25 protein-coding genes and 1 riboswitch are annotated in these 24,717 nt (G+C 31.2%); of the genes, 22 read left to right on the top strand and 3 right to left on the bottom strand.

Features of this window, described 5'->3' with window-relative positions; all coding sequences use genetic code 11:
- Positions 1–3: 3 nt before the first annotated feature.
- The 8 genes from ACFWUA_RS01100 to ACFWUA_RS01065 all read left to right on the top strand — a co-directional run bounded on the left by ACFWUA_RS01100 (position 4) and on the right by ACFWUA_RS01065 (position 9,452).
- Positions 4–3,597: an Eco57I restriction-modification methylase domain-containing protein gene (locus tag ACFWUA_RS01100; RefSeq protein WP_416198337.1), complete on the top strand. Its 3,594-nt coding sequence runs from the start codon at positions 4–6 to the stop codon at positions 3,595–3,597.
- An 83-nt stretch (positions 3,598–3,680) separates the two neighbouring features.
- Complete coding sequence (locus ACFWUA_RS01095; RefSeq protein WP_416198336.1) at positions 3,681–3,896, top strand: YdbC family protein; 216 nt, start codon at positions 3,681–3,683, stop codon at positions 3,894–3,896.
- Positions 3,897–3,941: 45 nt separating this feature from the next.
- Entirely contained in the window at positions 3,942–4,715 is a 774-nt protein-coding gene (locus ACFWUA_RS01090; protein WP_416198335.1) for a nitroreductase family protein, read from the top strand.
- 29 nt (positions 4,716–4,744) lie between these two features.
- Positions 4,745–5,320: an HD domain-containing protein gene (locus ACFWUA_RS01085; protein WP_416198334.1), complete on the top strand. Its 576-nt coding sequence runs from the start codon at positions 4,745–4,747 to the stop codon at positions 5,318–5,320.
- Positions 5,321–5,541: 221 nt separating this feature from the next.
- Positions 5,542–6,966, top strand: coding sequence for a sigma-54 interaction domain-containing protein (locus ACFWUA_RS01080; RefSeq protein WP_416198333.1), 1,425 nt, complete (start codon positions 5,542–5,544; stop codon positions 6,964–6,966).
- 254 nt (positions 6,967–7,220) lie between these two features.
- Positions 7,221–7,937: an isochorismatase family protein gene (locus ACFWUA_RS01075; protein WP_416198332.1), complete on the top strand. Its 717-nt coding sequence runs from the start codon at positions 7,221–7,223 to the stop codon at positions 7,935–7,937.
- A gap of 118 nt (positions 7,938–8,055) precedes the next feature.
- On the top strand, positions 8,056–8,748 hold the full coding sequence (locus ACFWUA_RS01070; RefSeq protein ID WP_416198331.1) for a DUF5058 family protein: 693 nt from the start codon (positions 8,056–8,058) through the stop codon (positions 8,746–8,748).
- 20 nt (positions 8,749–8,768) lie between these two features.
- Positions 8,769–9,452, top strand: a complete 684-nt coding sequence (locus ACFWUA_RS01065; protein WP_416198330.1) for a hypothetical protein — start codon at positions 8,769–8,771, stop codon at positions 9,450–9,452.
- Between the two features lie 8 nt (positions 9,453–9,460).
- Here ACFWUA_RS01065 and ACFWUA_RS01060 read toward each other — a convergent pair whose 3' ends face one another.
- Entirely contained in the window at positions 9,461–10,330 is an 870-nt protein-coding gene (locus ACFWUA_RS01060) for a DUF4349 domain-containing protein (protein ID WP_416198329.1), read from the bottom strand.
- 199 nt (positions 10,331–10,529) lie between these two features.
- On the opposite strand from ACFWUA_RS01060, the gene ACFWUA_RS01055 reads away from it, so the two are divergent.
- The 7 genes from ACFWUA_RS01055 to ACFWUA_RS01025 all read left to right on the top strand — a co-directional run bounded on the left by ACFWUA_RS01055 (position 10,530) and on the right by ACFWUA_RS01025 (position 16,192).
- Complete coding sequence (locus ACFWUA_RS01055) at positions 10,530–11,036, top strand: nitroreductase family protein (RefSeq protein ID WP_416198328.1); 507 nt, start codon at positions 10,530–10,532, stop codon at positions 11,034–11,036.
- A gap of 124 nt (positions 11,037–11,160) precedes the next feature.
- Positions 11,161–11,673 (top strand): GNAT family N-acetyltransferase, encoded by a 513-nt coding sequence (locus ACFWUA_RS01050; RefSeq protein ID WP_416198327.1) that lies wholly within the window; start codon positions 11,161–11,163, stop codon positions 11,671–11,673.
- A 26-nt stretch (positions 11,674–11,699) separates the two neighbouring features.
- On the top strand, positions 11,700–12,203 hold the full coding sequence (locus tag ACFWUA_RS01045; RefSeq protein ID WP_416198326.1) for a GNAT family N-acetyltransferase: 504 nt from the start codon (positions 11,700–11,702) through the stop codon (positions 12,201–12,203).
- A 46-nt stretch (positions 12,204–12,249) separates the two neighbouring features.
- Positions 12,250–13,383: an aldo/keto reductase gene (locus ACFWUA_RS01040; protein ID WP_416198325.1), complete on the top strand. Its 1,134-nt coding sequence runs from the start codon at positions 12,250–12,252 to the stop codon at positions 13,381–13,383.
- A 92-nt stretch (positions 13,384–13,475) separates the two neighbouring features.
- Positions 13,476–14,645 (top strand): iron-containing alcohol dehydrogenase, encoded by a 1,170-nt coding sequence (locus ACFWUA_RS01035; RefSeq protein WP_416198324.1) that lies wholly within the window; start codon positions 13,476–13,478, stop codon positions 14,643–14,645.
- Between the two features lie 147 nt (positions 14,646–14,792).
- Positions 14,793–15,806, top strand: a complete 1,014-nt coding sequence (locus tag ACFWUA_RS01030; protein ID WP_416198323.1) for a polysaccharide deacetylase family protein — start codon at positions 14,793–14,795, stop codon at positions 15,804–15,806.
- A 65-nt stretch (positions 15,807–15,871) separates the two neighbouring features.
- Positions 15,872–16,192 carry a putative heavy metal-binding protein gene (locus tag ACFWUA_RS01025; RefSeq protein ID WP_416198322.1) on the top strand — a complete coding sequence of 107 codons (321 nt, stop codon included), beginning with the start codon at positions 15,872–15,874 and terminating at the stop codon, positions 16,190–16,192.
- A gap of 33 nt (positions 16,193–16,225) precedes the next feature.
- Here the strand turns inward: ACFWUA_RS01025 and ACFWUA_RS01020 are convergent, their stop codons facing one another.
- Positions 16,226–17,509 carry a DUF4179 domain-containing protein gene (locus ACFWUA_RS01020; RefSeq protein WP_416198321.1) on the bottom strand — a complete coding sequence of 428 codons (1,284 nt, stop codon included), beginning with the start codon at positions 17,507–17,509 and terminating at the stop codon, positions 16,226–16,228.
- Positions 17,502–18,023, bottom strand: coding sequence for an RNA polymerase sigma factor (locus ACFWUA_RS01015; RefSeq protein WP_416198320.1), 522 nt, complete (start codon positions 18,021–18,023; stop codon positions 17,502–17,504). Before ACFWUA_RS01015 ends, ACFWUA_RS01020 begins: the two co-directional genes overlap by 8 nt.
- Before the next feature lie 147 nt (positions 18,024–18,170).
- Positions 18,171–18,279, top strand: a riboswitch (TPP riboswitch).
- A 67-nt stretch (positions 18,280–18,346) separates the two neighbouring features.
- Between ACFWUA_RS01015 and thiE the strand changes: the two genes are divergently transcribed.
- The 7 genes from thiE to ACFWUA_RS00980 all read left to right on the top strand — a co-directional run bounded on the left by thiE (position 18,347) and on the right by ACFWUA_RS00980 (position 24,639).
- Positions 18,347–19,369, top strand: coding sequence for a thiamine phosphate synthase (gene thiE, locus ACFWUA_RS01010; protein WP_416198319.1), 1,023 nt, complete (start codon positions 18,347–18,349; stop codon positions 19,367–19,369).
- Complete coding sequence (thiC, locus tag ACFWUA_RS01005) at positions 19,370–20,683, top strand: phosphomethylpyrimidine synthase ThiC (protein WP_416198318.1); 1,314 nt, start codon at positions 19,370–19,372, stop codon at positions 20,681–20,683. It begins immediately after the preceding gene.
- A 19-nt stretch (positions 20,684–20,702) separates the two neighbouring features.
- Positions 20,703–21,212 (top strand): energy coupling factor transporter S component ThiW, encoded by a 510-nt coding sequence (gene thiW / locus ACFWUA_RS01000; protein WP_416198317.1) that lies wholly within the window; start codon positions 20,703–20,705, stop codon positions 21,210–21,212.
- A gap of 1 nt (position 21,213) precedes the next feature.
- Complete coding sequence (gene thiM / locus ACFWUA_RS00995) at positions 21,214–22,002, top strand: hydroxyethylthiazole kinase (RefSeq protein WP_416198316.1); 789 nt, start codon at positions 21,214–21,216, stop codon at positions 22,000–22,002.
- 90 nt (positions 22,003–22,092) lie between these two features.
- A complete protein-coding gene (locus ACFWUA_RS00990) occupies positions 22,093–22,470 on the top strand; it encodes a CidA/LrgA family protein (RefSeq protein ID WP_416198315.1) in 378 nt (125 codons plus the stop codon).
- Positions 22,463–23,155, top strand: coding sequence for an LrgB family protein (locus ACFWUA_RS00985; RefSeq protein ID WP_416198314.1), 693 nt, complete (start codon positions 22,463–22,465; stop codon positions 23,153–23,155). The genes ACFWUA_RS00990 and ACFWUA_RS00985 overlap by 8 nt, the downstream gene beginning before the upstream one ends.
- A gap of 119 nt (positions 23,156–23,274) precedes the next feature.
- Positions 23,275–24,639 (top strand): MATE family efflux transporter, encoded by a 1,365-nt coding sequence (locus ACFWUA_RS00980; RefSeq protein WP_416198313.1) that lies wholly within the window; start codon positions 23,275–23,277, stop codon positions 24,637–24,639.
- The last annotated feature ends 78 nt before the right edge of the window (positions 24,640–24,717 follow it).

Genomic DNA, 24,717 nt, shown 5'->3' with positions numbered 1-24,717 from the left:
AAAATGAATGCCGTAAAGTTAAAAATTTTGGATGAAACATTTAAGAATAGGTTTGATATTGAAAGATTTAAAAAATTCACAAGAGAATTTTTTAATGAGCCAGAAGTGTTACCCGAAACTAGGCATACAGGTATATGGAGAGAGTATGAAGAACATATTGCAGCATATTATACAATTGCAAAATATACTGATAGTGAAGATAATGGCATGATAATAATGGCTGTAGAATTGAAAAAAGATAAAAGTGTTGAACGTGCAAGGAGTATGCAGAGAAATTTTATATCTAAAGTACTTGATGAAAACGAATTAGAAGCTGCTATGGTTGCGTTTTATTCTGAAGATGAACCAAGCTGGAGATTATCATTTGTAAGACTCGATTACTCTTTGACAGACAAGGGAATAGATCTCGATTTGACTCCAGCTAGAAGATATTCATATTTAGTTGGTGAGAATGAACCTAATCATACAGCCCAAGCTCAATTATTGACAATATTTGAAGATGATAAAAACAATCCTACCCTTGATCAGATAGAAGAAGCTTTCAGTATTGAAAAAGTAACAAAAGATTTCTTTAATCTTTACAAAGATAAATATTTAGATTTAAAAGAGCATTTAGAAAAAAATGAATCATTCATATCTGAAACGGGAAAATTAGGTTTTGAGGTAGATAAATTCGCTGAACAGTTTGCAAAGAAACTGATGGGACAACTAGCTTTTCTTTATTTTCTTCAGAAAAAAGGTTGGCTTGGTGTAAGGATTATGCCTGAGGATCATTCTTTTACAGCTGAAGAATTTAAGGAAATCTATTCAAATCAGGATGAAGTTCATAAAAATATATTGGAGAAAGTTTTCAAAAAAAACATAGACGGAAATATGAAAATGTCCTCTCAAGGATTGTTTAATCTAAGTGAACACGAGGCAGAACTATTATCAGATTGCTTTGTGGGAACCAAATATGATATGCCTTGGGGAAGTGGAGATAGAACATTTATAAGGGGACTTTTTAATTTTTGCATAGAAAATACAAATAAGAATTTTTTCAATGATTATTTGGAGCCTTTCTTCTATGAGGCATTGAACAAAAAAAGGAAACATCACTATTATAAAAGATTTAATTGCAAGATACCATTTTTAAATGGAGGACTATTTGAACCAATAGAAGGTTATCATTGGATGGATGTTGACTTTGAAATTCCAAATGATATCTTTTCTAATGAAAAAGAAAAAGGAAGAGATGCAGATGGAATTTTAGATATTTTTGATAGATTCAACTTCACTATGAATGAAGCTGAACCACTAGAAAAAGAAGTAGCTGTTGACCCTGAAATGCTAGGTAAGATATTTGAGAATCTATTAGATGTTAGTGATAGAAAATCTAAAGGAGCATTTTATACACCAAGAGAAATCGTTCATTATATGTGTCAAGAAAGTCTTATAAATTATCTTGTAAATGAGGTAAATGTCCCATATGATGATATGAAAGAATTCATTTTATATGGGGAAATTATAAGAGATGCTGATAATAGAAAAAACGTTGGGTATAGTAAAGGATTTACTATAAAGCAATCAATATTTGATAACATTGTAAAAATAGATAAAGCTTTAGAAGATGTAAAATTAGCAGATCCAGCAGTAGGCTCTGGAGCGTTTCCTTTAGGAATGTTAAATGAAATTGTTAGAGCTAGGAACAATATCACTGAATATATCATAAGAAAAGATAGCGAAGGTTTTTTTGGTAGAAGATATGGAGAAGAATTTATAAGAAAAAGGCGTTCGCCATATAAAATGAAAATGAAAACAATTAAAAATTCTATTTTTGCAGTAGATATTGAACCTAGTGCAGTAGATATAGCAAAGTTAAGACTATGGCTTTCAGTAGTAGTAGATCAAGAAATAGATGAAGTAAATCCAGAGCCACATCCATTACCAAATTTGGATTGTAATATAATGGTTGGAAATAGTTTGATAGATGAGTTTGAAGGCATACAATTATTTGATAAAACTATTTTAACTAGAGAAAATGATAAAAAAGAAGGTTTAGATTATATAATAGATAAATCTATGCAGATGAGTATGTTGATTGATCATACAGATGAAATGCTAAAAGAAATGTTTGAATTGCAAGATAGATATTTTGAAGAAGACAATGAAGAAAATAAAAGAGAACTAAAAAGGAAAATAGATGATATAAGAGATGATCTCATTAGATATAAGTTACAAAAAGATGGCAATACAGAAGGACTTAAACGATATGAAGAATCCCTAAAGAATAAAACAAGGCCATATTTCATATGGGAACTAGAATTTGCTAAGGTATTTAAGGATAATGGTGGATTTGATATAGTTATAGGAAATCCTCCGTATGTAAACAATGAGGCTATGACAACAGAAGAAAAAGAATATTACAATGGTAAGTATATGGTGTTATCAGGACATTATGATTTATATGTAGTTTTTTATGAAAAAGGTTTTAGCCTTTTGAAAAATAAAGGAATATTGTCATATATAACTTCTAATAAGTGGTTTGCACAAAAATATGGATATGGGATAAGAAGATTATTTTTAGCTAATAGAATTATAAAAATATTAGATTTTGGTAATACTAAAATATTTAGTACTGCAACTGTTGATACAGAGATAACAGTTGTTCAGAAGATGACAACTTATAAAGAAATCAATAATTACAAAAAACTACCAATTCATGAGTATGACTTTTTGGGATATAGTTATAAAAATGGTATAGGGAAACCAGTAATAGATAATGTTAATTTTAAATTAATAAATACAAAATTATTTACATATAACACTAGTTTAAACTTTATTATTGATATTGATGAAGAAGATATTACTATTATTGAAAAGGTTAATAATAATACAATATTAATGGAAAAAATTTATTATATAACACTTGGTGCTGTAATTCATTGTAAGGCTAGCCAAAATACTAAAAAAGAATTTTTATCAAATGAACCTATAAATGGATACAAAAAATATTTTGAAGGGAAAGATATAGATAAATGGATTATGAAAGATTGTAGATTGTATTTAAAATACATGCCAGAAATGCATAGGGAACCTCGATTTAAAGAGCTATTTGAGAATAAAAAAATTGTTGCTATTAGGATGTCAACAAGAAAGAACCCACATAGATTTGCAATTGATGAAGGAGGTTATATAGCTGATTCTGCGATAATAGCAATTAATTATAATAAAATAAAGCATATAGATAACATATTTATAGATAGAAAAATCATAGAAGAAAGGGCGGAGGATTCTCAACATTTTCAAGAAGAATATGTTTTAGCTATATTAAATTCAAATTTGCTAATATGGTATTTTTTTAAACTTTTTAGCGATGGATTACATTTTTATCCTTCTCATCTAAAACAGTTTCCAATTAAAAAATGCGAAGATAAAACATTAATAAATGAAATAGTTAGTCTGGTTAATAAAATAGTATATTGTAAATTAGAGCAAAAAGATAAAGAAATAAGCAATTTGGAAAATGATTTAAATAGGATTATTTATGATTTATATAATTTAAATTCAAAGGAAATAGAGTGTATAGAAAAATTCATAAAGGATTTAAGAAATTAAAGGTGGCAAGGGTGGTGGCAAGGGGACGTTTTGTTTGCCACCTAAAGGATATTGATAATATTACAATCAAAGGAGGAATTGAAATGGCAGAATTTAAATATGAAATTGTTGAAAGAATAGCAATTCTCTCGGAAAATGGGAAGTGGACAAAGGAATTAAATAAAGTAAGTTGGAATGGAAGAACTGCAAAATATGATCTTAGAGATTGGAATCATGAAGATGAAAAAATTGGGAAAGGAATAACTTTAACTGATGAAGAGATTCAAGTATTAAAAGAAACATTAGATAAGATATTTTAAGGTTACATAATAGATTCAAAAAAATTGTCTAGGGGGCTATTTAGTATGAATGATGTCATTAGGATTTTGGAGGAAAGAGTATCACTTAGAAAATATAAAGATTTGCCTATCAAAGAAGAGGACTTGGATATTATCATTAAAAGTGCCACTAAAGCACCTACTGCAGGAAATATGCAGCTCTATTCTATAATTGTCATAAAAGATGAAGAGACAAAGAAAAAACTGAGTATTACTTGTGATAATCAAGGTTTTATTTCAAAAGCACCAGTACAGTTGTTGTTTTTAGCTGATATGCAAAGATGGTTCGACTATTATGATTATTGCAATGTGAAAGAAATATGTAAAGAGAAAAACATAGAGTATAATGGTCCAGAAGAGGCTGATTTGTTTTTAGCTTGTTGTGATGCTTTAATTGCTGCTCAGAATGCTGTTGTAGCTGCTGAATCCTTGGGTATAGGCTCTTGTTATATTGGAGATATAATGGAAAATTATGAGGTTCATAGGGAAATGTTTAATTTACCAAAATGGACTTTTCCAGTAGCACTTTTAGCAATGGGATATTACCCAGATGATTTTGAAAGGATTCATAGAGAGAGATTTGATAAAAAGTATATAGTATTTAATGAAAAGTATAGAAGACTTGAAAATCAAGAATTTGAAGAAATGTTCAAAAATAGAGGGAATATGGATTATGAAAAACTTGGGGTAGAGAATTTTGGACAGTTTATGTATTTAAAAAAAACAGGAGCAGATTTTTCTGTGGAAATGGCAAGATCCGTTAAAAAAGCATTAGAAAACTGGAAAGGCGAAAATATATAAATTATAAATTTTAGTTGGGAGATGATTTTATGCCAAGTAGAGAAGAAGCTTATGAACTGTTCAAAAAGTACAATAAAAGTGAGAGTTTGATAAAACATGGTTTAGCTGTTGAGGCAGTGATGCTACATTTTGCAGAAATCTTTGGAGAAGAAGATAAAGAAAAATGGGGAATTATTGGTTTGATACATGATTTAGACTATGAAATGTATCCTGAAGAACATTGCAAAAAGACAAGGGAGATATTGACTGAAGAGAACTGGCCAGAAGATTATATACATGGAATAGTAAGTCATGGTTGGAAGATTTGTTCTGATGAAGAACCTAAAGAGATAATGGAAAAGGTATTGTATACTATTGATGAATTGACAGGGCTCATAACTGCTGTAGCATTAGTTCGTCCAAGTAAGAGCGTACTTGATATGAAAGTGAAATCTGTAAAGAAAAAGTGGAAAGATAAAAGTTTTGCAGCAGGAGTTAACAGACAAGTCATTGAGGAAGGAGCGGAAATGCTTGGTATGAGTTTAGATGAAATCATTGAAGAGACAATAAAGGGAATGCAAAACGTAGCAGAAGAAATAGGATTAGGTGGCATGGTGACGCTTTGAAACTAATTCAATATGAAAAGAGAAAAGACCTTAACTTTAAAGAGTTAGGGTCTTTTTTGTGAAATACATATAAGAAACACAGTGAATACATAATGTTTTTATTTAATATAAATATTTGTTATAATATAGACAAGTGATATAGTTTAAACGACAAGTATAAAATTTTGCAATATATACAAATTAGAATTTATAGTGAACGCAATATATGAAGGGGGAATTTCATGGTATCTTTAGCAAGAGACGATGGGGTCAACGAATCTAAGAGAAAAGATATGCTTATAGCGGCATTAGAAGCTTCTTCTGATGGAATTTTAGTTTCTGATAATTGTGGAAATGTAGTATATGTAAATCATTCTTATGAAACTACTACTGGCTTAAAAAGAGAGGATATGGTAGGTAGGAATCTTAAAACACTATTAGAGAATAAAGTTTTTAATGCAGCTGCATCTTTATCAGTATTAGAAAAACAAGAGCCTTTATCTCTTATTCATAAATATGTCACTGGCAAATCTGCTTTGACCACTGCCAATCCAATATATGACAATGATGGAAAACTTATTGGAGTTGTATGCAATACAAGGAATATTACAGAGCTTATGAACTTAAGAAAAGAATTGGAAGAAACAAAGGTACTGACTCAAAAATATTCTGATGAATTGCAACAACTTCGTCAGGAACAGTTAAAATGTGAAGGATTAGTCTACAAGAGTCAAGCTATGGGAGATATGCTAAAGTTTGCTTCAAAGTTAGCACCTTTTGATAGTACTGTGCTTATCACTGGAGAATCTGGAACTGGTAAAGAGGTATTGGCAAAATTTATTCATCAGCATAGTCCAAGAAAGGATGGACCTTTTATAAAGGTAAATTGTTCAGCTATACCAGGAGAGCTATTTGAATCTGAATTGTTTGGGTATGTTCCAGGTTCTTTTACAGGAGCTTCTTCTCAAGGAAAAATAGGGATGTTTGAATTAGCCAATGGAGGGACTATTCTACTAGATGAAATAGGTGAATTAGACTTATCTGTACAGCCTAAATTGTTGAGGGTGTTACAGGAAATGGAGGTACATCCTGTTGGGGCCGAAAAGACTGTAAAAGTTGATGTAAGGGTTTTAGCTGCTACAAATGTAAATTTAGCCGAAGCTGTTAAAGAGGGAAATTTTAGAGAAGATCTTTTTTTTAGATTAAGTGTATTGCCTGTCAAGATTCCGCCTCTTAGAGAAAGGAAAGAAGATATTCCTGAAATTGCTTCATATTTTTTAGAACAATTAAATAGAAAATACAAAAAAAATATAACTTTTACTTCTGAAGTAGAAGAAATATTGACTAATTATTCTTGGCCAGGCAATGTAAGAGAATTGGAGAATTTGGTTGAATATCTATTCATTGTAAACCCTAATGATGAAATCAGTATTGAACAGCTTCCAAGCTGGGTGTTGACAGAACATGTCATGGAAGAAAGCGTTTGCGAAAATGGTGATTGTATTCCAAGATTAAATTATATTTTAGGTATGTATGAAAAAAATATTATTAGAGTTGCATTAAGTAAGCACAATTCTATAAGAGAAACTGCTGAAACTTTGGATATTCACCCATCTACTTTATGTAGAAAGATAAAAAAATATAATATAAAGGTTGATTTTGATTAGGAAATATAAGGTGGTGTTGCAATTCTGCAATTAATATGAAGGGGTTTGCAAATTTACAAAGGCTAATAAATACAGGGTTTTGAAGGATATATGAAATTTTTGCTGCAAAATTGCAATGCTTTTTTAAGTTTAAAGAAGCGTGTTTGGCTAAATCTTCACCTTTTAAGAGTTGGCACGGAACTTGCTATATATAAAGACAAGAAGTTCAATACTAAATAAAGTATTGAAAATAAAAACAAAGGGAGGATTTATAAATGTCAAACAATGATTTTAAAGATAATGGTGGAACATACGAATTTGATACAGAATTGTTAGAAAAGGCTTTTGATGAAGCAAGAAAGATTTATAGAGAAAGAGGATTTCAAACTAGAATGGGTTATGGAAAAGCACCTGCTGTTACAACAGTAGATATGGCAAAAGCTTGGATGTCAGATGGTCATCCATTTACATGCAACAACAATGAAGAGGTTTGTGCCAATGCTTTAAAAGTATTGGAAGCTGCAAGAAAATCTGGAGTACCTATTTTCCATACAACTACTGGATACGTAGGAAAAGAACAATGGGATTTACCAAGATGGGACGAAAAAATTCCTATGCATACATTAGATATTAATTCAGAATGGATGGAAATAGATCCAAAGTTGAAACCAAGACCAGAAGAACCAGTTATTCACAAAAAATATGCAAGTAATTTCTTTGGTACACATTTAGCTCAAACTTTGTATAAATTAGGAGTTGACACTGTAATAGTAATGGGAGCTACTTCATGTGCATGTGTTAGACATACAGTAATGGATTCAACAGGATATGGATTCAAGACTATAGTTCCTGAAGGAACAATAGGTGATAGAGTACCTGGAGTTATTGCATGGAATCTATTTGATATGGATGCTAAATTTGCTGATGTTGAACCACTAGAAAATGTAGTTAAATACTTAGAAGGAATAGATAGTAGCGTATACAATAGATAATTTCAAAGTGAATATATATCTAGTTTAAATTCATGGGGACACTAAATTAGCAGCAAAGCTTAAAAGGTGTCCCCTAAATATAAATTTTACTAATTTTAAAGTTAGAAAGGAGAATAACATGAAAGATTATTTGGAAATTGCAAATGATCCGATATTATGGATAATGGCAATACCGGCAGTTGCAATGGTCGGTATTCAAGCTTATTTGTTTTCTAAAAGAGCAATTAAAGCCTCTGAAACAACAAGCTTAACAAAAGAACAGTGTAAAAAGGCTTTTAAAGTTGGAGCAGTATCTGCTATAGGCCCTTCACTTTCAGTATTTGTTGTCATGCTTGGAATGATGGCAGTTATTGGTGGGCCAATTACATGGTTGAGATTGTCTTTTATAGGTGCAGCACCAACGGAATTAACAGCTTCAACTATAGGTGCTAAGGCTATGGGCGTTGAATTTGGTTCTCCTGAATATGATGTTACTGCATTTGCTTCATCAGTATGGACTATGACGTTAAATGGGTGTGGATGGCTTTTATTCTGCGGATTATTTACAAATAAATTAGATAAATTGCAAGATAAAATAGCAGGTGGAGATACAGCCTTAATGGGGCAAATTTGTGGTGCTGCCATATTAGGAACGGCATCTTATTTAGTAATGAGTAATTCAAAAGCAGGGATAGATAGGTTTGTGGCGGCTTTAGTATCTGCAATTGTAATGGTTATACTTGATAAGGTATCGGATAAAGCTCCTAAACTTAAAGAATATAATTTAGGAATATCAATGATAATTGGTATGTTTATAGCCGTTTTAGTTTAATGATTGAAGGAGGGGGAAATTTGGAAAAAAATAATTTAAATTCATATGAAGAAGTATTTACGAAGAAAATAATAAAAACAGGCCGCTGGACATTGTTGGGAGCAATTCCATTGTGTATGCTACCTGGAATATACCTTTGGATTAGATATGGGGCAATTCCACCGGTAAAGACAATATTTACTGCTTGGTTTATGATTGCTTCCATATATGGAGTTGAATATTTCGCTACTCCAATTTCATATTTTCCAATTCTAGGTATGTCTGGAACGTATATGTCTTTTTTATCTGGCAACATTGCTAATGTAAGGGTACCTTGTGCTGTAGTTGCTCAAGAAGTTATTGGTGCAGAACCAGGAACCAATGAAGGTGAGTTGGTTGCTACATTGGGTATAGCAGGTTCTATAATAACAAATTTAATAGTAGTAACAATTGCTGCTTTGGCAGGTAATGTATTAATTTCATATTTTCCACCTGTAGTAATAAAGGCTTTTGATTATGTATTGCCCGCAATATTTGGTGCATTGTTTTCTTTATTTGCTGTAAAGTATCCAAAGTATGGGATATTTGGCATGGCGATTTCTGGATTTTTAGTTATAGTCATAGGAGTTTTGCCAACATGGCTTGTTGTGCCTCTATGTTCATTTAGTACTATTGGATTTGCAATATATTCATACAAACATAAAAAGGTAGAAAGTGTACGTTAAGGAGAGAATTACCTCTCCTTATTTTTTCTTTTTATTATAAGTTTAATTACAAAATATGCTATTATTCCAATGACTACTGCGAAAGGAAGTATATAGACTATTGAGATTACAAATGTTTCTAATGCTTTTCTAAAAGAAAACAAGGAATTCTTAAAGGCATTAGCTAGTTTCTTTCCAAAGCTGGTATCTGTAGTTTGTTGATTGGTTAATCTTTCTACTTCTTTAATATTGATTTCAAAGGTACTAAAATCTACTTTATCATCAATATTCATGAGATTAGTCTTAAGTTTTTCTTTTTCATATATGGTTTCACTGAGCTCATTTTCTAACTTAATTATATCTTCCATTTTTTCTGCTTTAGATAGTAGGGCTAAAATTCTTTCTTCTTTGACTTCAAGAACTTTCAATCTGGATTCAGTATCTCTATATTCACTGGTTACATCTTGTTTATTGGTACTTTCACTGATTATATTGCCAACACCATTAAGGCCAGATTTAAAAGAAGATATTTTATCTTTTGGAACTCTAATTAGATAAAAGCCATTTCTATAGCTTTTATTGTTGTAATATTGGTTATAATCTATTTGAGAGTTTTCTACATAAGCATTGTGTTTAGATATTAAGGCATTCAAGTCTTTATTAGCTTTTTCAAATTCAGTAGTTTCAAGTTGTATATAAACGTTGGTGATGACTTTTTCAGGTTCTAGAGGACTAGCTTCATCGTTATTGTCACGTTCTTCTTTGCTTTCAGTAGGAGCTAAACTCATTTTATTAGAAACACTTTGCTGACTTGATTTTTTGGAACCACAGCCTGTCAATGATGAAAGGATTAAAAATAATATAAGACCTAGTATTAAATATTTTTGAAATTTTCTCACTATTTTCACCTCCTACAATCATTATATAAGGAAAACTAGGAATTTTAAATTACAAAATAGTTACAGATTTTTAGATATTTTAAATATATTATATAGTTGAGACATCTAAAAAGAGGAAATATGATATATTTGTAGAAATATATATTTTAAGAATAGTTTGGTATTGCAAAAGGGTATAAACTGTAAAGGAGGAATTTTAATGGATGTTTTATCTGCAATACAAGGAAGAAGAAGTATAAGAAAGTATAGCAACAAACCGATAGAAGATGAAAAATTGTTAAAGGTTTTAGAGGCTGCAAGACTTTCTCCATCTGCAAGGAATATACAGGAATGGAAGTTTATCGTTGTAAAGAATCCAGAAGTAAAAGAAAAGCTTGTCAAAGCAGCTGATCAACCATTTATTGGAGAGGCTCCAATAATTTTAGTTTGTTGTGGGAAGAATACAAGTGGAGTTATGAAATGTGGACAGCCACGTTATACCATTGATGTATCTATTGCAACTGCATATATGGTATTGGAAGCATATGAGCAGGGATTAGGTACTTGTTGGCTTGGAAGTTTTGATGAAGATATGGTGAAAAAGGCCTTGGATATTCCTGAAGATGTAAGGGTAGTAGCAATGACTCCACTAGGATATCCTCTAGAATCTCCATCTCAAAGACCAAGAAAAGAACTTAAAGAAATCATTAGCTATGACAAATATTAATTGGTCAAACTTTAAAAATGATGAGAATTCTATATTGTTTTATAATGTTCAAAAAAGATTTTCAATTGGAGATGAAAATTGGGAAATAAGACATGGGACTCATTATACGACGAGGAGGATTGCAATGAATAAAGAAAATGTGTATTCAACTTCCATAGAAGGTTTCACTATAAGATTTGCAACTATAGATGACACTAAATTGATTCTTCAATTCATAAAGGATTTGGCTGAATATGAAAAGCTTTTAGATGAGGTCACTGCTACTGAGGAAATTCTTAAAAAATCTATATTTGAAAAAGGACAAGCTGAAGTTGTTATTGGAGAGTATAATGGAGAAGCAGTGGGATTTGCATTGTTCTTTCACAATTTTTCAACTTTTTTGGGCAAAGCAAATTTGTATTTAGAGGATCTTTTTGTTAAGCCTGAAATGAGAGGAAAAGGATTTGGAAAAGTGCTTCTATCTTTTTTAGGTAAAATTGCAATAGATAGGGATTGTGGCAGACTTGACTGGTGGTGCCTTGATTGGAATACTTCATCTATTGAATTTTACAAGGAAATGGGTGCAAAGCCAATGTCAGATTGGACTGTATATAGAGTAGAAGGCCTAAAACTTAAAGAACTGGCTGACAAGCTTTGATAAATTTAGATTAGAGGTGAATTTACTTGCTCATAGAAAAGGCTAAAAAAGAAGATACCATGTCTATTCATAGTATTTCAAAAGAACTCAATATAAAGTATATAAAGAATAGGGAAAATGGAGTTTTGTTGAGGATAATACCCAAAGAATTTATAGAGGACAATATTGAAAATTTTATAGTTGCCAGGATTAATAGAGATGTTGTAGGATTTTTGTGGTTTAGTACTGAATATCCCAAGGATATGCTTGAGTATACTGAATTGAAGGAAAATATAGATGGTTGTATATATAGTGAACAGATAGGTGTTAAGAGGGAATTTCAAGGACAACATATTGGAAAAGAATTGTATAGATTTTTAAAAAACAATTATAATGATAAGGGAATATTGGTATTTGTAAATACAGCTCCAGAAAAAAATATAGCTTCATTGTCTTTTCATGATAGCCTAGGATTTAAAACAGTTGGAGAGTTTTATAGAGAGGATTTTTGTGGATTTAAAGATTATAAAGCCAATTTGTTAAAGCTATAGAAAGGACATGCTTATATACAAAAATAAATTTTGGGAGGGGTTTTTTATGCAATATAGAAATTTTACTAAGGATAATCTAAAGGTGTCAGCTCTTGGTTTTGGATGTATGCGTTTTCCAATACTAGATAATGATTCTAGCAAAATAGATGAAGAAAAAGCTATAGAAATGATTAGATATGCTATAAATAATGGAGTCAACTACATTGATACAGCTTACCCTTATCATCAAGGGAATAGTGAGTATGTAGTAGGTAAAGCTCTTAAAGATGGATATAGGGAAAAAATACATTTGGCAACGAAACTTCCTGTTTGGTTGACTAATAGCTATGAAGATTTTAACAAATATTTAGATGAACAACTATGCAAACTTGATACAGATTATATTGATTTTTATTTGTTGCATAGTTTAGATAAAGGATCTTGGAATAAGATCAAGAGTCTAGATGTTTTGAAATTTTTAGATGAAGCCAAGAAAAGTGGAAAAATTAAATATGCAGGTTTTTCTTTTCATGATGAATTAGATGTATTTAAAGATATTGTTGATTCCTATGACTGGGATTTTTGTCAGATACAATTGAATTATTTGGACAGAGACTATCAAGCTGGAGAAGAAGGACTTAGATATGCTCATGAAAAAGGTTTGTCTGTAGTTATAATGGAGCCTGTGAAAGGTGGAAAATTGTCAAATCCATCAGATGAAATTAAAGCTATATGGGATTTAAATGATATAAAAAGAACTCCTTCTGAATGGGCTATTAGATGGGTATTGAATCATGAGGAAGTATCAGTTATGTTGAGTGGTATGTCTACTATGGAACAGGTAAAAGAAAATATACAAACTGTTTCCAGTGCTCTACCAAATTCTTTAGAGACAAAAGAGCTTCAATTGATAGATAAAGTTACAGATATTTATAGGGAAAAGATTAAAGTTGGTTGTACTGGTTGTGAGTACTGTCTTCCTTGTCCACAAAATGTGAGTATTCCAGATATTTTTGAAATATACAACAATGTATTTGTCTTTGGAGCGGAAGAAAACTCTAAAAAAATATATAAATCTTATATAGAAAAGGAAATGGATGCTTCTAGATGTGTAGAATGTGGAAAGTGTGAAGCTATTTGCCCTCAAAATATTGAAATAAGAAAACATCTTAAAGCGGCTCACAACATTTTAAGTGAATAGATTCATGCTTTTATGTTTTTTTTAAATCTATGGTGAGAATAATTTTTTGGGGGTAATATATTATCGAACGAGAATGTAAAGGAGTTGATATATTGTTAAATTTCAATTATTCTATACCTACAAAAATTTTTTTTGGGAAAGGTCAAATTGAAGTATTAGGAAAGCAAATAAAAGAATACTCATCTAAGGTGCTTTTGACTTATGGAGGTGGAAGTATCAAGAGAAACGGTATTTATGATGATGTTGTGAGAGTATTAAAAAGCGAAGGTATTGAGTTTCATGAATTAGGAGGAATAGATCCAAATCCAAGAATAGATAGTGTGAGAGAAGGCATTAAAATATGTAGGGAAGAAGGAATAGATTTTATTTTAGCTGTAGGTGGAGGAAGTACCATTGATTGTTCTAAAGTAATAGCTGCTGGATATTATTATGATGAGGATCCATGGGATTTAGTCATAGGTAAAGCTAAAATAGAAAAATCTCTTCCAATAGGTGCGGTACTTACTTTAGCTGCTACAGGTTCAGAAATGGATTCAGTAGCAGTCATAACTAATATGGAGACCAAACAAAAACTAGGGGTAGGTCATCCATCTATGGCACCTAAAATTTCTATATTAGATCCAACTTATACTTTTACAGTACCTAAAAGTCAGACAGCAGCTGGGGTTGCTGATATTATGAGTCATACTTTTGAAAATTATTTCACTTTAAACGATGGTGCTTATTTACAAAATAGATTGGCAGAAGCAGTTTTGAAAACTTGTATCAATTATGGGAAATTAGCTATTGAGGAACCAGAAAACTATGAAGCAAGAGCTAATATCATGTGGGCTTCAAGTCTTGCTATAAATGGTCTTTTATCTTATGGGAAAAAAGCAGTATGGAGTGTCCATGCTATGGAACATGAGTTGTCTGCATATTATGATATAACTCATGGAGTAGGGTTAGCGATACTTACTCCACATTGGATGGAGTATGTTTTAGATGATGAAAGAGTAGATAAATTTGTTGAATATGGTGTTAATGTATGGGGAATTGACAAAGATAAGGACAAATATGCTATAGCCCATGAGGCCATAGATAAAACAAAAGAATTCTTTATTTCTTTGGGAATACCAATGAGTTTAAGAGAAGTTGGTATAGGAGAAGAAAATCTAGAAAAAATGGCCAGAGCAGCTGTATACCATAAGGGTGGAACGGTAGGAAATTTCAAACCATTAGTTTATGAGGATGTACTAAAAATATATAAAGCTGCTCTATAAAAAATAGTTTTGCATAAAAGATGGAGTGAGTATTGATTCTCACTCCATCTTTTTCCATGGAAGATGTAACTTCTTTGTAACCCAATCATGTGACAAAAATAGTATCCTATATATAGAATGACAAAACAAGACATGAGGTGACATAGTATGAGAAATTCAAGAGGATATAAAATTAAACAAAGAAAGAGACAGAGGAAAAAAAGAAGATTTTTAGTGTTTACGTTTTTAATTGCATTTATTCTATTTATAGGAATAGGTATTGATATAGGAAACAAACTAGTGATGAAATCTGCTGAAGCAGAAGAAGTGGAGCTAAAAAAGGAAGAAGTAAAAGAGGGAAAAGAGGAATTAAAGATTCCTGCCGAAAAAAAAATAGCATTGAAGGAAGTAAAAAAAGAGGACAAGCCCAAAGATAAGCCTAGAGAAAAAACTGAAGTGAAAGAACAGACGACTACGGTCAATACAAATCAAAACAATATTAAAGAAGAGGAAAAAAATTCCAAAGAAGAAAATGAGAAAAAAGAAGATGTAGTCGAAGAAGCTCCAGTTGAAGAGAAAATCAATGAAAATAAAAAAATAGCTTATTTAACTTTTGATGATGGACCTTCAAAAAATGTCACCCCTCAGATATTAGATATATTGGATAAATACAATATCAAGGCAACTTTTTTCACCATTGGCTATTTAGCAGAACAAAATCCAGAACTGGTAAAAAGAGAGTATGAAAGTGGACATGCTATTGGAAATCATACTTATTCTCACAATTATAAATATGTATATAAAAGTACTGACAATTTTATTGCAGACTTGGACAAGGCGGAAAAGGTTCTAAAAAGTATATTGGGAGAAGATTTCAAGACAAATGTCATTAGATTTCCGGGAGGATCTCACGGAGACAAGAAAAAACCTTTTGTAAAAGCTGTAGAAGCTAAGGGAATTTCATATGTTGATTGGAATGCACTAAATGGAGATGCAGAAGGACACAATATACCAAAAGATAAACTAGTCCAAAGATTTAAAAGTACTGCAAAAGGAAAAAATAAGCTTATAATACTCATGCATGATGCAGCTGCTAAAAAGACTACAGTTGCTGCACTTCCTGAAATTTTAGATTATTTGATAAGTCAAGGATATGAGTTTAGAATATTTGATGGAAAGTGAAAAATTGAATGGTAAATTAGTTATATTATAGGGTATAATTAAATAAAATATATAGAGGTGATTATATGATAATAACTACAACACCGAGTATTGAAGGCAAGAAAATAGTAGAATATAAGGGAATTGTATTTGGAGAAGTGGTTTCTGGTGTCAATTTTTTAAAGGATTTTGCAGCTGGGCTTAGCAATTTCTTTGGTGGAAGATCTAGTTCTTATGAGGGCGAATTGATAGAAGCTAGAGAAGCAGCTATAAGAGAGATGGAAAATAGAGCTGCTCAAATAGGAGCCAATGCAGTAGTTGGAGTTGATATAGACTATGAAGTATTAGGTCAAGGTGGAGATATGCTCATGGTGACAGCTTCAGGAACAGCGGTAATAGTTGAATAAATAAAAAATCAGACAAGATTTATTGTCTGATTTTTATTTGTCATAGGAGTATATAATGTCATTATAATATTTTTTATATTTGATTTTTTCAATATTAAGCTTTAAGTCTTCTCCAGTTCCTTGAAATTTAAGGGTTCTAGTATGATTTTCTGATTTCTCCGGTATAGTTTCAACAAGTTCTACTTTTTTTCCATCCATATATAAATATACTTTGCTTAATGATGTGTTTTTATCTGTGGTAATAGTTATATAGGTATTGCCTTCTTTTTCGTATATATTGTTTATCTCAATATCTTGACCAAGAATTTTTATATCTTTAGAAGTATTTTTAATTAGATGAATGTTTTCATGTACATCATATTCTCCAGAAAAAGATATAAGTTTTAATTGCAAATTTTTAGTATCTGTTGGTATCGCATCAAATCTAGCATCAAAGTTGATTCCTTTGATATCTGTAGATATTCCAGAGCCTTCCCATGCAACTTCTTTCCCATCGGCTATCAATGCCATTTCAATATCATTTGGCATAATCCTATTTTTATTTATATGATCTAAACCTAGTTCTATGATATTTTGGATTTGTCCTTTAACAATTGTAGTAGTAGGTGAGGCTATTAAAGATTTCACTTTTATGTGTCTTTGATCTAATTTAATTTTTTTATTTAATGATATTTTTAAGCTTTTTCCTACAGCTTGATTTCTATCTATTTTAAATTTAATGTCTCCATATTCTATATCTCCATTTTCATGGGTGTAGCTTAAATTTATTTTCATGGTTTTCTCAGAGAGTTTAGGAGCTTCATGAGTTGAAATAACCCATTTCATCTCTGTATTGTTTTTATTTGCATCTCCAGAACCACCATAAGTAAATAATTTGTCCTGCATATTAGTTATGCTAATATGCGTATTTGAATCAACATCCATTACATTTCCATCAGGAGAATATAAAGTATAAAACATGACCATAGTGTTATCATCAAGCATTATGGAATCTAAAGTAAATTTTACACCATTAGAAAAAGTATGAGATTTGTCTATTGTTTGCCCTTTTCCCAATTGATTTAATTCTTTAAGGGTACCATTCATTACATTTTCATATCCAATCAACTTCTTGCTATAAAAGGCCAATGTGTCCATATTATATCCTAAAAGCAAAACTGCCAATATCAAGGCAGCGACTCTACCTTTAATATTTTTTTTCTTTTTATTTGGAATACTTTCTAAAGCAGAGTGTAGTGCTGATTCTATATCTGTAGGTATTTCCAAATCATCTATTTCTTTTTTTCCTTCATACAAAAGTTTTTCAACATCATTCAATCGAATCACCTCCAATGGATTCTCTCAATTTTTCTATTCCAATGCTAATTCTTGATTTGACAGTTCCTATAGGAATTTTAAGTATTTCAGATATAGTTTTATAATCTAAATCAAGAAAATATTTAAGCCTAATTACTTCTTGTTGTTTTTCACTTAGTTTAGAAAGATGTTTTTCTAATACTATTTGATTTTCAGATTTGTCATAGGTTTCATATTGGGCTTCGGCTTTTATTTCATCTAAAGGGATTACTTTGTTATTTTTTTTTAATTTGTTTTTACATAAATTGACCAATATGGTTTTACTCCAACTATAGAAGGATTCTTCTTTTTTTAGTTTTGACATGTTTTCATACAGTATAACAATCATGTCTTGCATAGCATCTAATGCATCATCTTTGTTTTTCATATATACATAAGCTAATTTATAATAATCAGCTTCATGTGCCATAACAAGTTGCAACAGGGCTTCTTTATCCCCTTTTTTTGCTTTTTTAATTAACAATTCTGTTTCCATTTTCTCACCTACCTATATATAAGAGTATTATATACTACAAAATGTTCATTTTATATTTTTAAAAATAAATATAGTTGCAATATTGTTAAAATATATTTTACATATTAAGTGTTAAGTGATATGATGAAGATGTAAATAAAAATTGAATAATCAATCAAGGGGTGCTTATAGTGATAGGCTGAGATAGGAATGTTATTCCTGACCCTATGAACCTGATTTGGGTAATTCCAACGGAGGGATATGTTTTTTTATGCTTATTTTGAATAAAAACTGTATGCATCTGTTGGCGTACAGTTTTTTATTTTTTGAAAGGAGGGTTGAAGATGGAAGTATATAGGATAATTGATGCAAATATAAACAGGGTTTCAGAAGGAATTAGAGTCATAGAAGATATAGAAAGATTTGTATTTGAAAATAGAGAAATTTCCAAAGAACTTAGAGATATTCGCCATTTGGTCAGAAAAAGTTTTAAAAGTCCTGAACTTTTAAGAAATAGAAGTTCAAATACAGACATAGGATTTCAAATATCTCAAAAGAGTACATTGGACAAAAAGGAGGATATTGAAACTTTACTTATATCAAATTTTAAAAGAGTAGAAGAAGGAATTAGAAGTATTGAAGAATGTTTGAAAATTTTAGGGCATTATGAAGAATCAAAGATATATGAACAAATTAGATTTAAAGTATATGGTTTGGAAAAACGTGTTTTTTCTAATACATTGCCTGATACATGCATCTATGGAATCACAGGAGAAGAATTTTCGAAAGGAAAGAAAAGTATTGAAATAGTAAGAGAAATGATTGAATCAGGTATAAAAATTATTCAGTATAGGGAAAAAGACAAATCAAAAAAAGAGAAATATAAAGAATGCAAAATTATACGAGAGATGACAAAAAAAGCAAATGTTACTTTTATTGTCAATGATGATGTGGATATAGCTATGCTAGTTCAAGCTGATGGTATACATGTGGGACAAGATGATATACCTATTGAGGAGATAAAGAAGATTGCTCCAAATATGATTGTAGGTGTTTCAACTCACAACAAAGAACAAGCTATAGAAGCAGTGGAAAAAGGTGCAGATTATATAGGAGTTGGACCAATATTTGATACTTTTACAAAGAAAAATGTAGAGAAATCGGAAGGACTTAAGTATTTAAAATGGGTTTCAGAAAACATAAGTATTCCCTATGTAGCTATTGGAGGAATAAAAAAAGAAAATATATTAGATGTAAAAGCTCATGGAGGAAAGTGTTTTGCAATGATATCAGAACTAGTTGGTTCTATAAATATGAATGAAATGGTTTTATCCATAAAAAAAATATTGAATGAGGAGGAATTTTAAATGAATTATACAACACAAATGGATGCTGCAAAAAAAGGTATCATCACAAAAGAAATGGATATAGTAGCTAAAAAAGAAAATATGGATGTTGAACTTTTAAAAAAGGGCATAGCTAAAGGCAAAATAGTTATACCAGCTAATAAAAATCACAAATCTTTAAATCCAGAGGGAATAGGAGAGGGGCTTAAGACTAAGATAAATGTCAATTTAGGTATTTCTAGAGATTGTCCAAATGTAGATAAGGAACTTGAAAAGGTAAAAGTAGCAATTGATATGAATGTAGAAGCTATAATGGATTTAAGTTCCTTTGGAAAGACTGAAGAGTTTAGAAGAAGGTTGATTGCTCTTTCTCCAGCTATGATAGGTACTGTGCCTGTATATGATGCAGTTGGATTTTATGACAAGGAACTAAAAGATATAACATCTAAAGAATTTTTAGATGTAGCTAGAAAACATGCTGAAGATGGGGTGGATTTTGTCACGGTTCATGCAGGCATAAATAGAAAGACTGCTGAAGTTTTCAAGAAAAATAAAAGAGTCACAAATATAGTATCTAGAGGAGGGTCATTGCTTTATGCATGGATGGAACTAAATGACAAGGAAAATCCTTTTTATGAATATTTTGATGAACTTTTAGATATATGTGAAGAGTATGATTTGACATTGAGTTTGGGAGATTCTTTGAGACCAGGAAGCATAGCAGATGGAACTGATGCTTCACAGATAGAAGAACTTATTGTACTTGGAGAATTGACTAAAAGGGCTTGGGAAAGAAATGTACAAGTCATGATAGAAGGACCGGGTCATATAGCTATAAATGAAATAGAGGCCAATGTTTTATTGGAAAAGAAATTGTGCTATGGGGCTCCATTTTATGTCTTGGGACCAATAGTTACAGATATAGCACCGGGATATGACCATATCACCAGTGCTATTGGAGGAGCAATAGCTGCAAGTGCTGGAGCAGATTTTTTGTGTTATGTAACTCCAGCTGAACATTTGAGACTTCCAGATTTAGAAGATATGAAGGAAGGAATCATTGCTACAAAGATAGCTGCTCATTCAGGAGATATAGGGAAGGGTATTTCTAATGCAAGAGAATGGGATTTAAAGATGAGTTATGCAAGAAGAAAATTGGATTGGGAAGAAATGTTTGAATTGGCGATAGATGATGAAAAACCAAGAAAGTATAGAAAAGAGTCTACTCCAGAATTTAAAGATAGTTGTACTATGTGTGGAAAGATGTGTTCAGTCAGAAATATGAATAGGATAATGGAAGGGAAAGATATAAATATTTTGAGAAGTGATGACTAATTTATAGGGGGAATTTTGTATGGAGATGAAAAAAACTAAAAAATTAACTATGGCTGCAATGTTTGTAGCTATAGGAGTTGTGCTTGGGAATATAATATATATTCCTGTTGGAGTATCAAAATGTTTTCCAATACAACATGCTATAAATGTGTTAGCAGCTACTATTTTAGGACCTGCATATAGTGTGATGATAGCTTTTTCGATATCTCTATTGAGAAATATATTGGGAACAGGAAGTCTTTTAGCTTTTCCCGGAAGCATGATAGGTGCACTATTGGCAGGAATGGTATATAAATATACTAAAAATATCTACAAGGCTTCTATAGGGGAAGTATTTGGGACAGGAGTCATTGGAGGAATGATGGCATTTCCAGTAGCAAAATATTTTATGGGCAAAGAAGTAGCTACCTTCTTTTTTGTATATCCTTTTATCTTAAGCAGTGTTGGTGGGAGTATAATAGCTGTTCTTTTGATAAAGGTTTTAGATAAATATATAAATACTCAAATAAGCACAAATGAGGAGAAATAAAATGGATATTGATACTATTGGAGAGTTGTCAAATAAAATAAAACAAGAAAAGCCTTTAGTTCATCTCATTAGCAATAGTGTCACGAGTAATGATTGTGCCAATATAGTTTTAGCCATGGGTGCCTCTCCTATTATGGCAATGGATTCTAGAGAAGTAGAAGAGGTGGTTTCTAAGGCTAAAGCATTGGTATTAAATATTGGTACTATAGAAAAGGATGTAGCTAGATCAATGATATTAGCCGGAAAAAAAGCAAATAGCTTAAATATTCCTGTTGTACTAGATCCAGTAGGAGTGGGAATATCAGAATTAAGACAAAATGTTGCAAGAGAAATCCTTGAAAATGTTCACATATCCATTATAAAAGGAAATCAAGCAGAAATAAAGATATTGTATGGTCTCAGGGCAAATTTCAAAGGAGTAGACTCTGAAGACAATGACAGTATAGAATTTATGGCAGAAATATCTCAAGATCTATCTAAGAAAACCAATTCTGTAGTAGCCGTAACGGGAAAAGTTGATGTAATAAGTTCACTAGATGAAACTATATACTTATACGATGGACATGAGATGTTAAGAAGTATAACAGGAACTGGTTGTATGGGGACTGCTTTAGTTGGAGCATTTTCAAGTGTGACAGATAATATGTTAAATGCAGCAGTGGCAGGGATTTATTCTTTAAATAGAGCAGGAGAAATAGCTTATGAAAAAACTAAAAGTTTTGGCGGAGGCAGTGGAAGCTTTAAAGTACATTTATTTGATGCAATTTATAAAGTATGTGAAAAGCAGTAGATTGAATTCTACTGCTTTACTTGTGTTCACAAAAAAATTTGATATAATAAAAATATATTTTTCAAATTGATATTGAAGAGAGGTGTTTTTTTGAAGATTTTAAGGCAAATGGGAATAATATTTGGTATTTTATTTGGTAGCCATGTATTGCAAAAGTCTTTGGGATTACCTATTCCAAGCACAGTCATAGGAATGATTGCATTGCTTATAGGTCTTCTTTCTGGAGTGATAAAACTTGAAATGATAGATGAGGTAAGTAAATTTTTGCTAGATCATTTGATTTTCTTTTTTATACCTGCGGGTGTTGGAATAATGACTTCAGTAGATATGATAAGAGATAAGTGGTTATCTATATTGATAGTCATTGTTTTATCTACAATAATAACCATGGTTGTCACTGGACTTACTGTACAAGTTTTAGCTAAAAAAAGCAAGAAAAAGTTAAGGGAGGGGAATGTGAATGATTAAATTTTTAGATACTCCTCTTTTTGGAATTCTGATATCAATTCTTGCTTTTGAAATTGGGATTTTTATAAATAAAAAGACAAGGTTATCAATTTTAAATCCAATTGTTATTGCGGAAGTTTTAATAATAGTTTTTATGATTGTATTTAATATTGACTATGAAGCATACAATAAAGGCGGCAGTATAATTTCTTTCTTTTTAGGACCAGCTACAGTAGTTCTTGCAGTGCCTCTGTATAAGCAAATTGAAAAATTGAAAGCAAATGGGCTACCTATAATTGTTGGTATAACAGTAGGTTGTATAACTGCAATACTGAGTGTATGTTTTTTAAGCAAATTGTTTTCTTTGGATGAAGTGATTATAATGTCATTGCTGCCTAAATCAGTAACAGCTGCTATTTCAATGGAAGTTTCAAGCCAAATAGGTGGCATTCCAGCTTTGACAGTTGCTGCAACAGTTGTTACTGGTATAGTGGGAAATGTTTTATGGCCTTATATATCGAAACTTTTTAAAATAGAAAATGATGTGGCTTCTGGTATTAGTTTGGGAACATCTGCTCATGCATTGGGTACTGCAAAAGCCATGGAGATTGGGGAAGTAGAAGGAGGAATGGCTTCATTAGCCATAGGGGTAGCAGGACTTGTCACTGTACTTTTAGCACCTATACTAGCACAATTATTATTTTAGATATTAAAATTTAGAGCCTATTTCGGGACTCTAAATTTTTTTTGAAAAATTGACACAATGAGAAATTTTTATGATAGAATAATGAATGATATTATTGCTTTAAGGAAGGAGTTATATGAATGAGTTTCAAAAAAACTAAGGACAAAGATTTTTATAAGGCTATGTTTGCTATTGCACTTCCTATTACATTGCAAAATCTAATTGCCTCATCTGTAAATATGGTGGATACCCTCATGATTACGAGCCTTGGAAAAGAAAGCCTTGCTGCAGTAGGACTTGCAAATCAAGTATTTTTCTTTTATTCAGTAATAGTATTTGGAGTGGCTACTGGTTCGGCTATATTTATAGCTCAATTTTGGGGCAAAAAGGACATTTTAAATATAAGAAAGATATTGGGATTATCTCTTTTGATTAGTTGCATTATAGGACTTGTATTTACAATTAGTGCATTTTTTGCACCTAGTAGTATCATGAAAATATTTACTAAAGAAGTGGAAGTAGTTAATTTGGGAAGGGACTATTTGAAAATAGTATCTTTAAGTTATATCATAACTGCCATAAGTTTTTCTTTTAGTGTAGCTTCAAGAAGTATAGGTGATGCAAAGATGCCTATGGTTGTAAGCATTATATCTTTTTTGACTAATACGCTTTTTAATTATCTACTCATTTTTGGGAAATTTGGTTTTCCGCAGTTGGGAGTTAAAGGGGCAGCTTATGGAACCCTTATAGCTAGAATGGTTGAAGTGGTTCTCATTTTGTATGCGGTGTATTCAAGTCATGGGCCTTTGGCAGGAAATTTTTCTGAATTATCTAGTTGGGATAAGAATTATGTCAAGAAGTATTTTAAAACTGCTTATCCAGTTATTTTAAATGAAACATTTTGGTCTTTGGGCAATGTCATGTATTCTATTGCCTATGCAAAGATTGGCACAGAAGCTACGGCTGCTGTTCAAATTACAAGTACGGTGCAAAATATATTTTTAGTTTTTTCTCGAGGTCTTGCCAATTCTTGTACTGTAATGGTTGGAAATAAAATAGGTGAAGGAAACGAAGAAGAAGCAGTAGACTATGCCAATAAATTTTTGAAAATAGCAGTTATATTGGGAACTTTTCTTGGCGTTATATTATTTTTTACAACGGATTTGGCTCTTATGTTATTTAGAAATTTACCTGAGGATTTGTATGAAGCCTCTAAAAGCATGATTATAGTATTGGCTATTTTCTTACCTATAAAAATGTTTAATGGAAATTTGATAGTAGGAGTTTTTAGAGGCGGTGGAGATACAAAATTCTCTATGATGGTTGAAATGGGAGCAGTTTGGGCTGTTGGAGTACCTTTAGCATTTTTAGGTGCAACAGTATTTAAACTTCCAGTTTATTTAGTGTCTGTACTTGTAAATATGGAAGAAGTAGTGAAAGCTATAATTGGAGTTCCAAGGGTTTTGTCTAATAAATGGGTACAAAATGTAGTTGAGAATATGTAATAAAAAATGCTGATTTTATCAGCGTTTTTGTCTATTTTTATTGAAAAAATTTGTTAAATATATTGTTGTAATTCAAAT

The organism is Sporanaerobacter sp. (genome assembly GCF_047830725.1).
Lineage (GTDB): Bacteria > Bacillota > Clostridia > Tissierellales > Sporanaerobacteraceae > Sporanaerobacter.
Note: the sequence above shows the minus strand (reverse complement) of the source record. Positions and strands in the feature narration are given on the sequence as shown.

Coding starts and splice junctions, on each gene's coding strand:
- ACFWUA_RS01100 (WP_416198337.1), top strand. CDS start 4: ATGAATGCCGTAAAGTTAAAAATTTTGGATGAAACATTTAAGAATAGG.
- ACFWUA_RS01095 (WP_416198336.1), top strand. CDS start 3,681: ATGGCAGAATTTAAATATGAAATTGTTGAAAGAATAGCAATTCTCTCG.
- ACFWUA_RS01090 (WP_416198335.1), top strand. CDS start 3,942: ATGAATGATGTCATTAGGATTTTGGAGGAAAGAGTATCACTTAGAAAA.
- ACFWUA_RS01085 (WP_416198334.1), top strand. CDS start 4,745: ATGCCAAGTAGAGAAGAAGCTTATGAACTGTTCAAAAAGTACAATAAA.
- ACFWUA_RS01080 (WP_416198333.1), top strand. CDS start 5,542: ATGGTATCTTTAGCAAGAGACGATGGGGTCAACGAATCTAAGAGAAAA.
- ACFWUA_RS01075 (WP_416198332.1), top strand. CDS start 7,221: ATGTCAAACAATGATTTTAAAGATAATGGTGGAACATACGAATTTGAT.
- ACFWUA_RS01070 (WP_416198331.1), top strand. CDS start 8,056: ATGAAAGATTATTTGGAAATTGCAAATGATCCGATATTATGGATAATG.
- ACFWUA_RS01055 (WP_416198328.1), top strand. CDS start 10,530: ATGGATGTTTTATCTGCAATACAAGGAAGAAGAAGTATAAGAAAGTAT.
- ACFWUA_RS01050 (WP_416198327.1), top strand. CDS start 11,161: ATGAATAAAGAAAATGTGTATTCAACTTCCATAGAAGGTTTCACTATA.
- ACFWUA_RS01040 (WP_416198325.1), top strand. CDS start 12,250: ATGCAATATAGAAATTTTACTAAGGATAATCTAAAGGTGTCAGCTCTT.
- ACFWUA_RS01030 (WP_416198323.1), top strand. CDS start 14,793: ATGAGAAATTCAAGAGGATATAAAATTAAACAAAGAAAGAGACAGAGG.
- ACFWUA_RS01025 (WP_416198322.1), top strand. CDS start 15,872: ATGATAATAACTACAACACCGAGTATTGAAGGCAAGAAAATAGTAGAA.
- ACFWUA_RS01015 (WP_416198320.1), bottom strand. CDS start 18,023: ATGGAAACAGAATTGTTAATTAAAAAAGCAAAAAAAGGGGATAAAGAA.
- thiE (WP_416198319.1), top strand. CDS start 18,347: ATGGAAGTATATAGGATAATTGATGCAAATATAAACAGGGTTTCAGAA.
- thiC (WP_416198318.1), top strand. CDS start 19,370: ATGAATTATACAACACAAATGGATGCTGCAAAAAAAGGTATCATCACA.
- thiW (WP_416198317.1), top strand. CDS start 20,703: ATGGAGATGAAAAAAACTAAAAAATTAACTATGGCTGCAATGTTTGTA.
- thiM (WP_416198316.1), top strand. CDS start 21,214: ATGGATATTGATACTATTGGAGAGTTGTCAAATAAAATAAAACAAGAA.
- ACFWUA_RS00985 (WP_416198314.1), top strand. CDS start 22,463: ATGATTAAATTTTTAGATACTCCTCTTTTTGGAATTCTGATATCAATT.
- ACFWUA_RS00980 (WP_416198313.1), top strand. CDS start 23,275: ATGAGTTTCAAAAAAACTAAGGACAAAGATTTTTATAAGGCTATGTTT.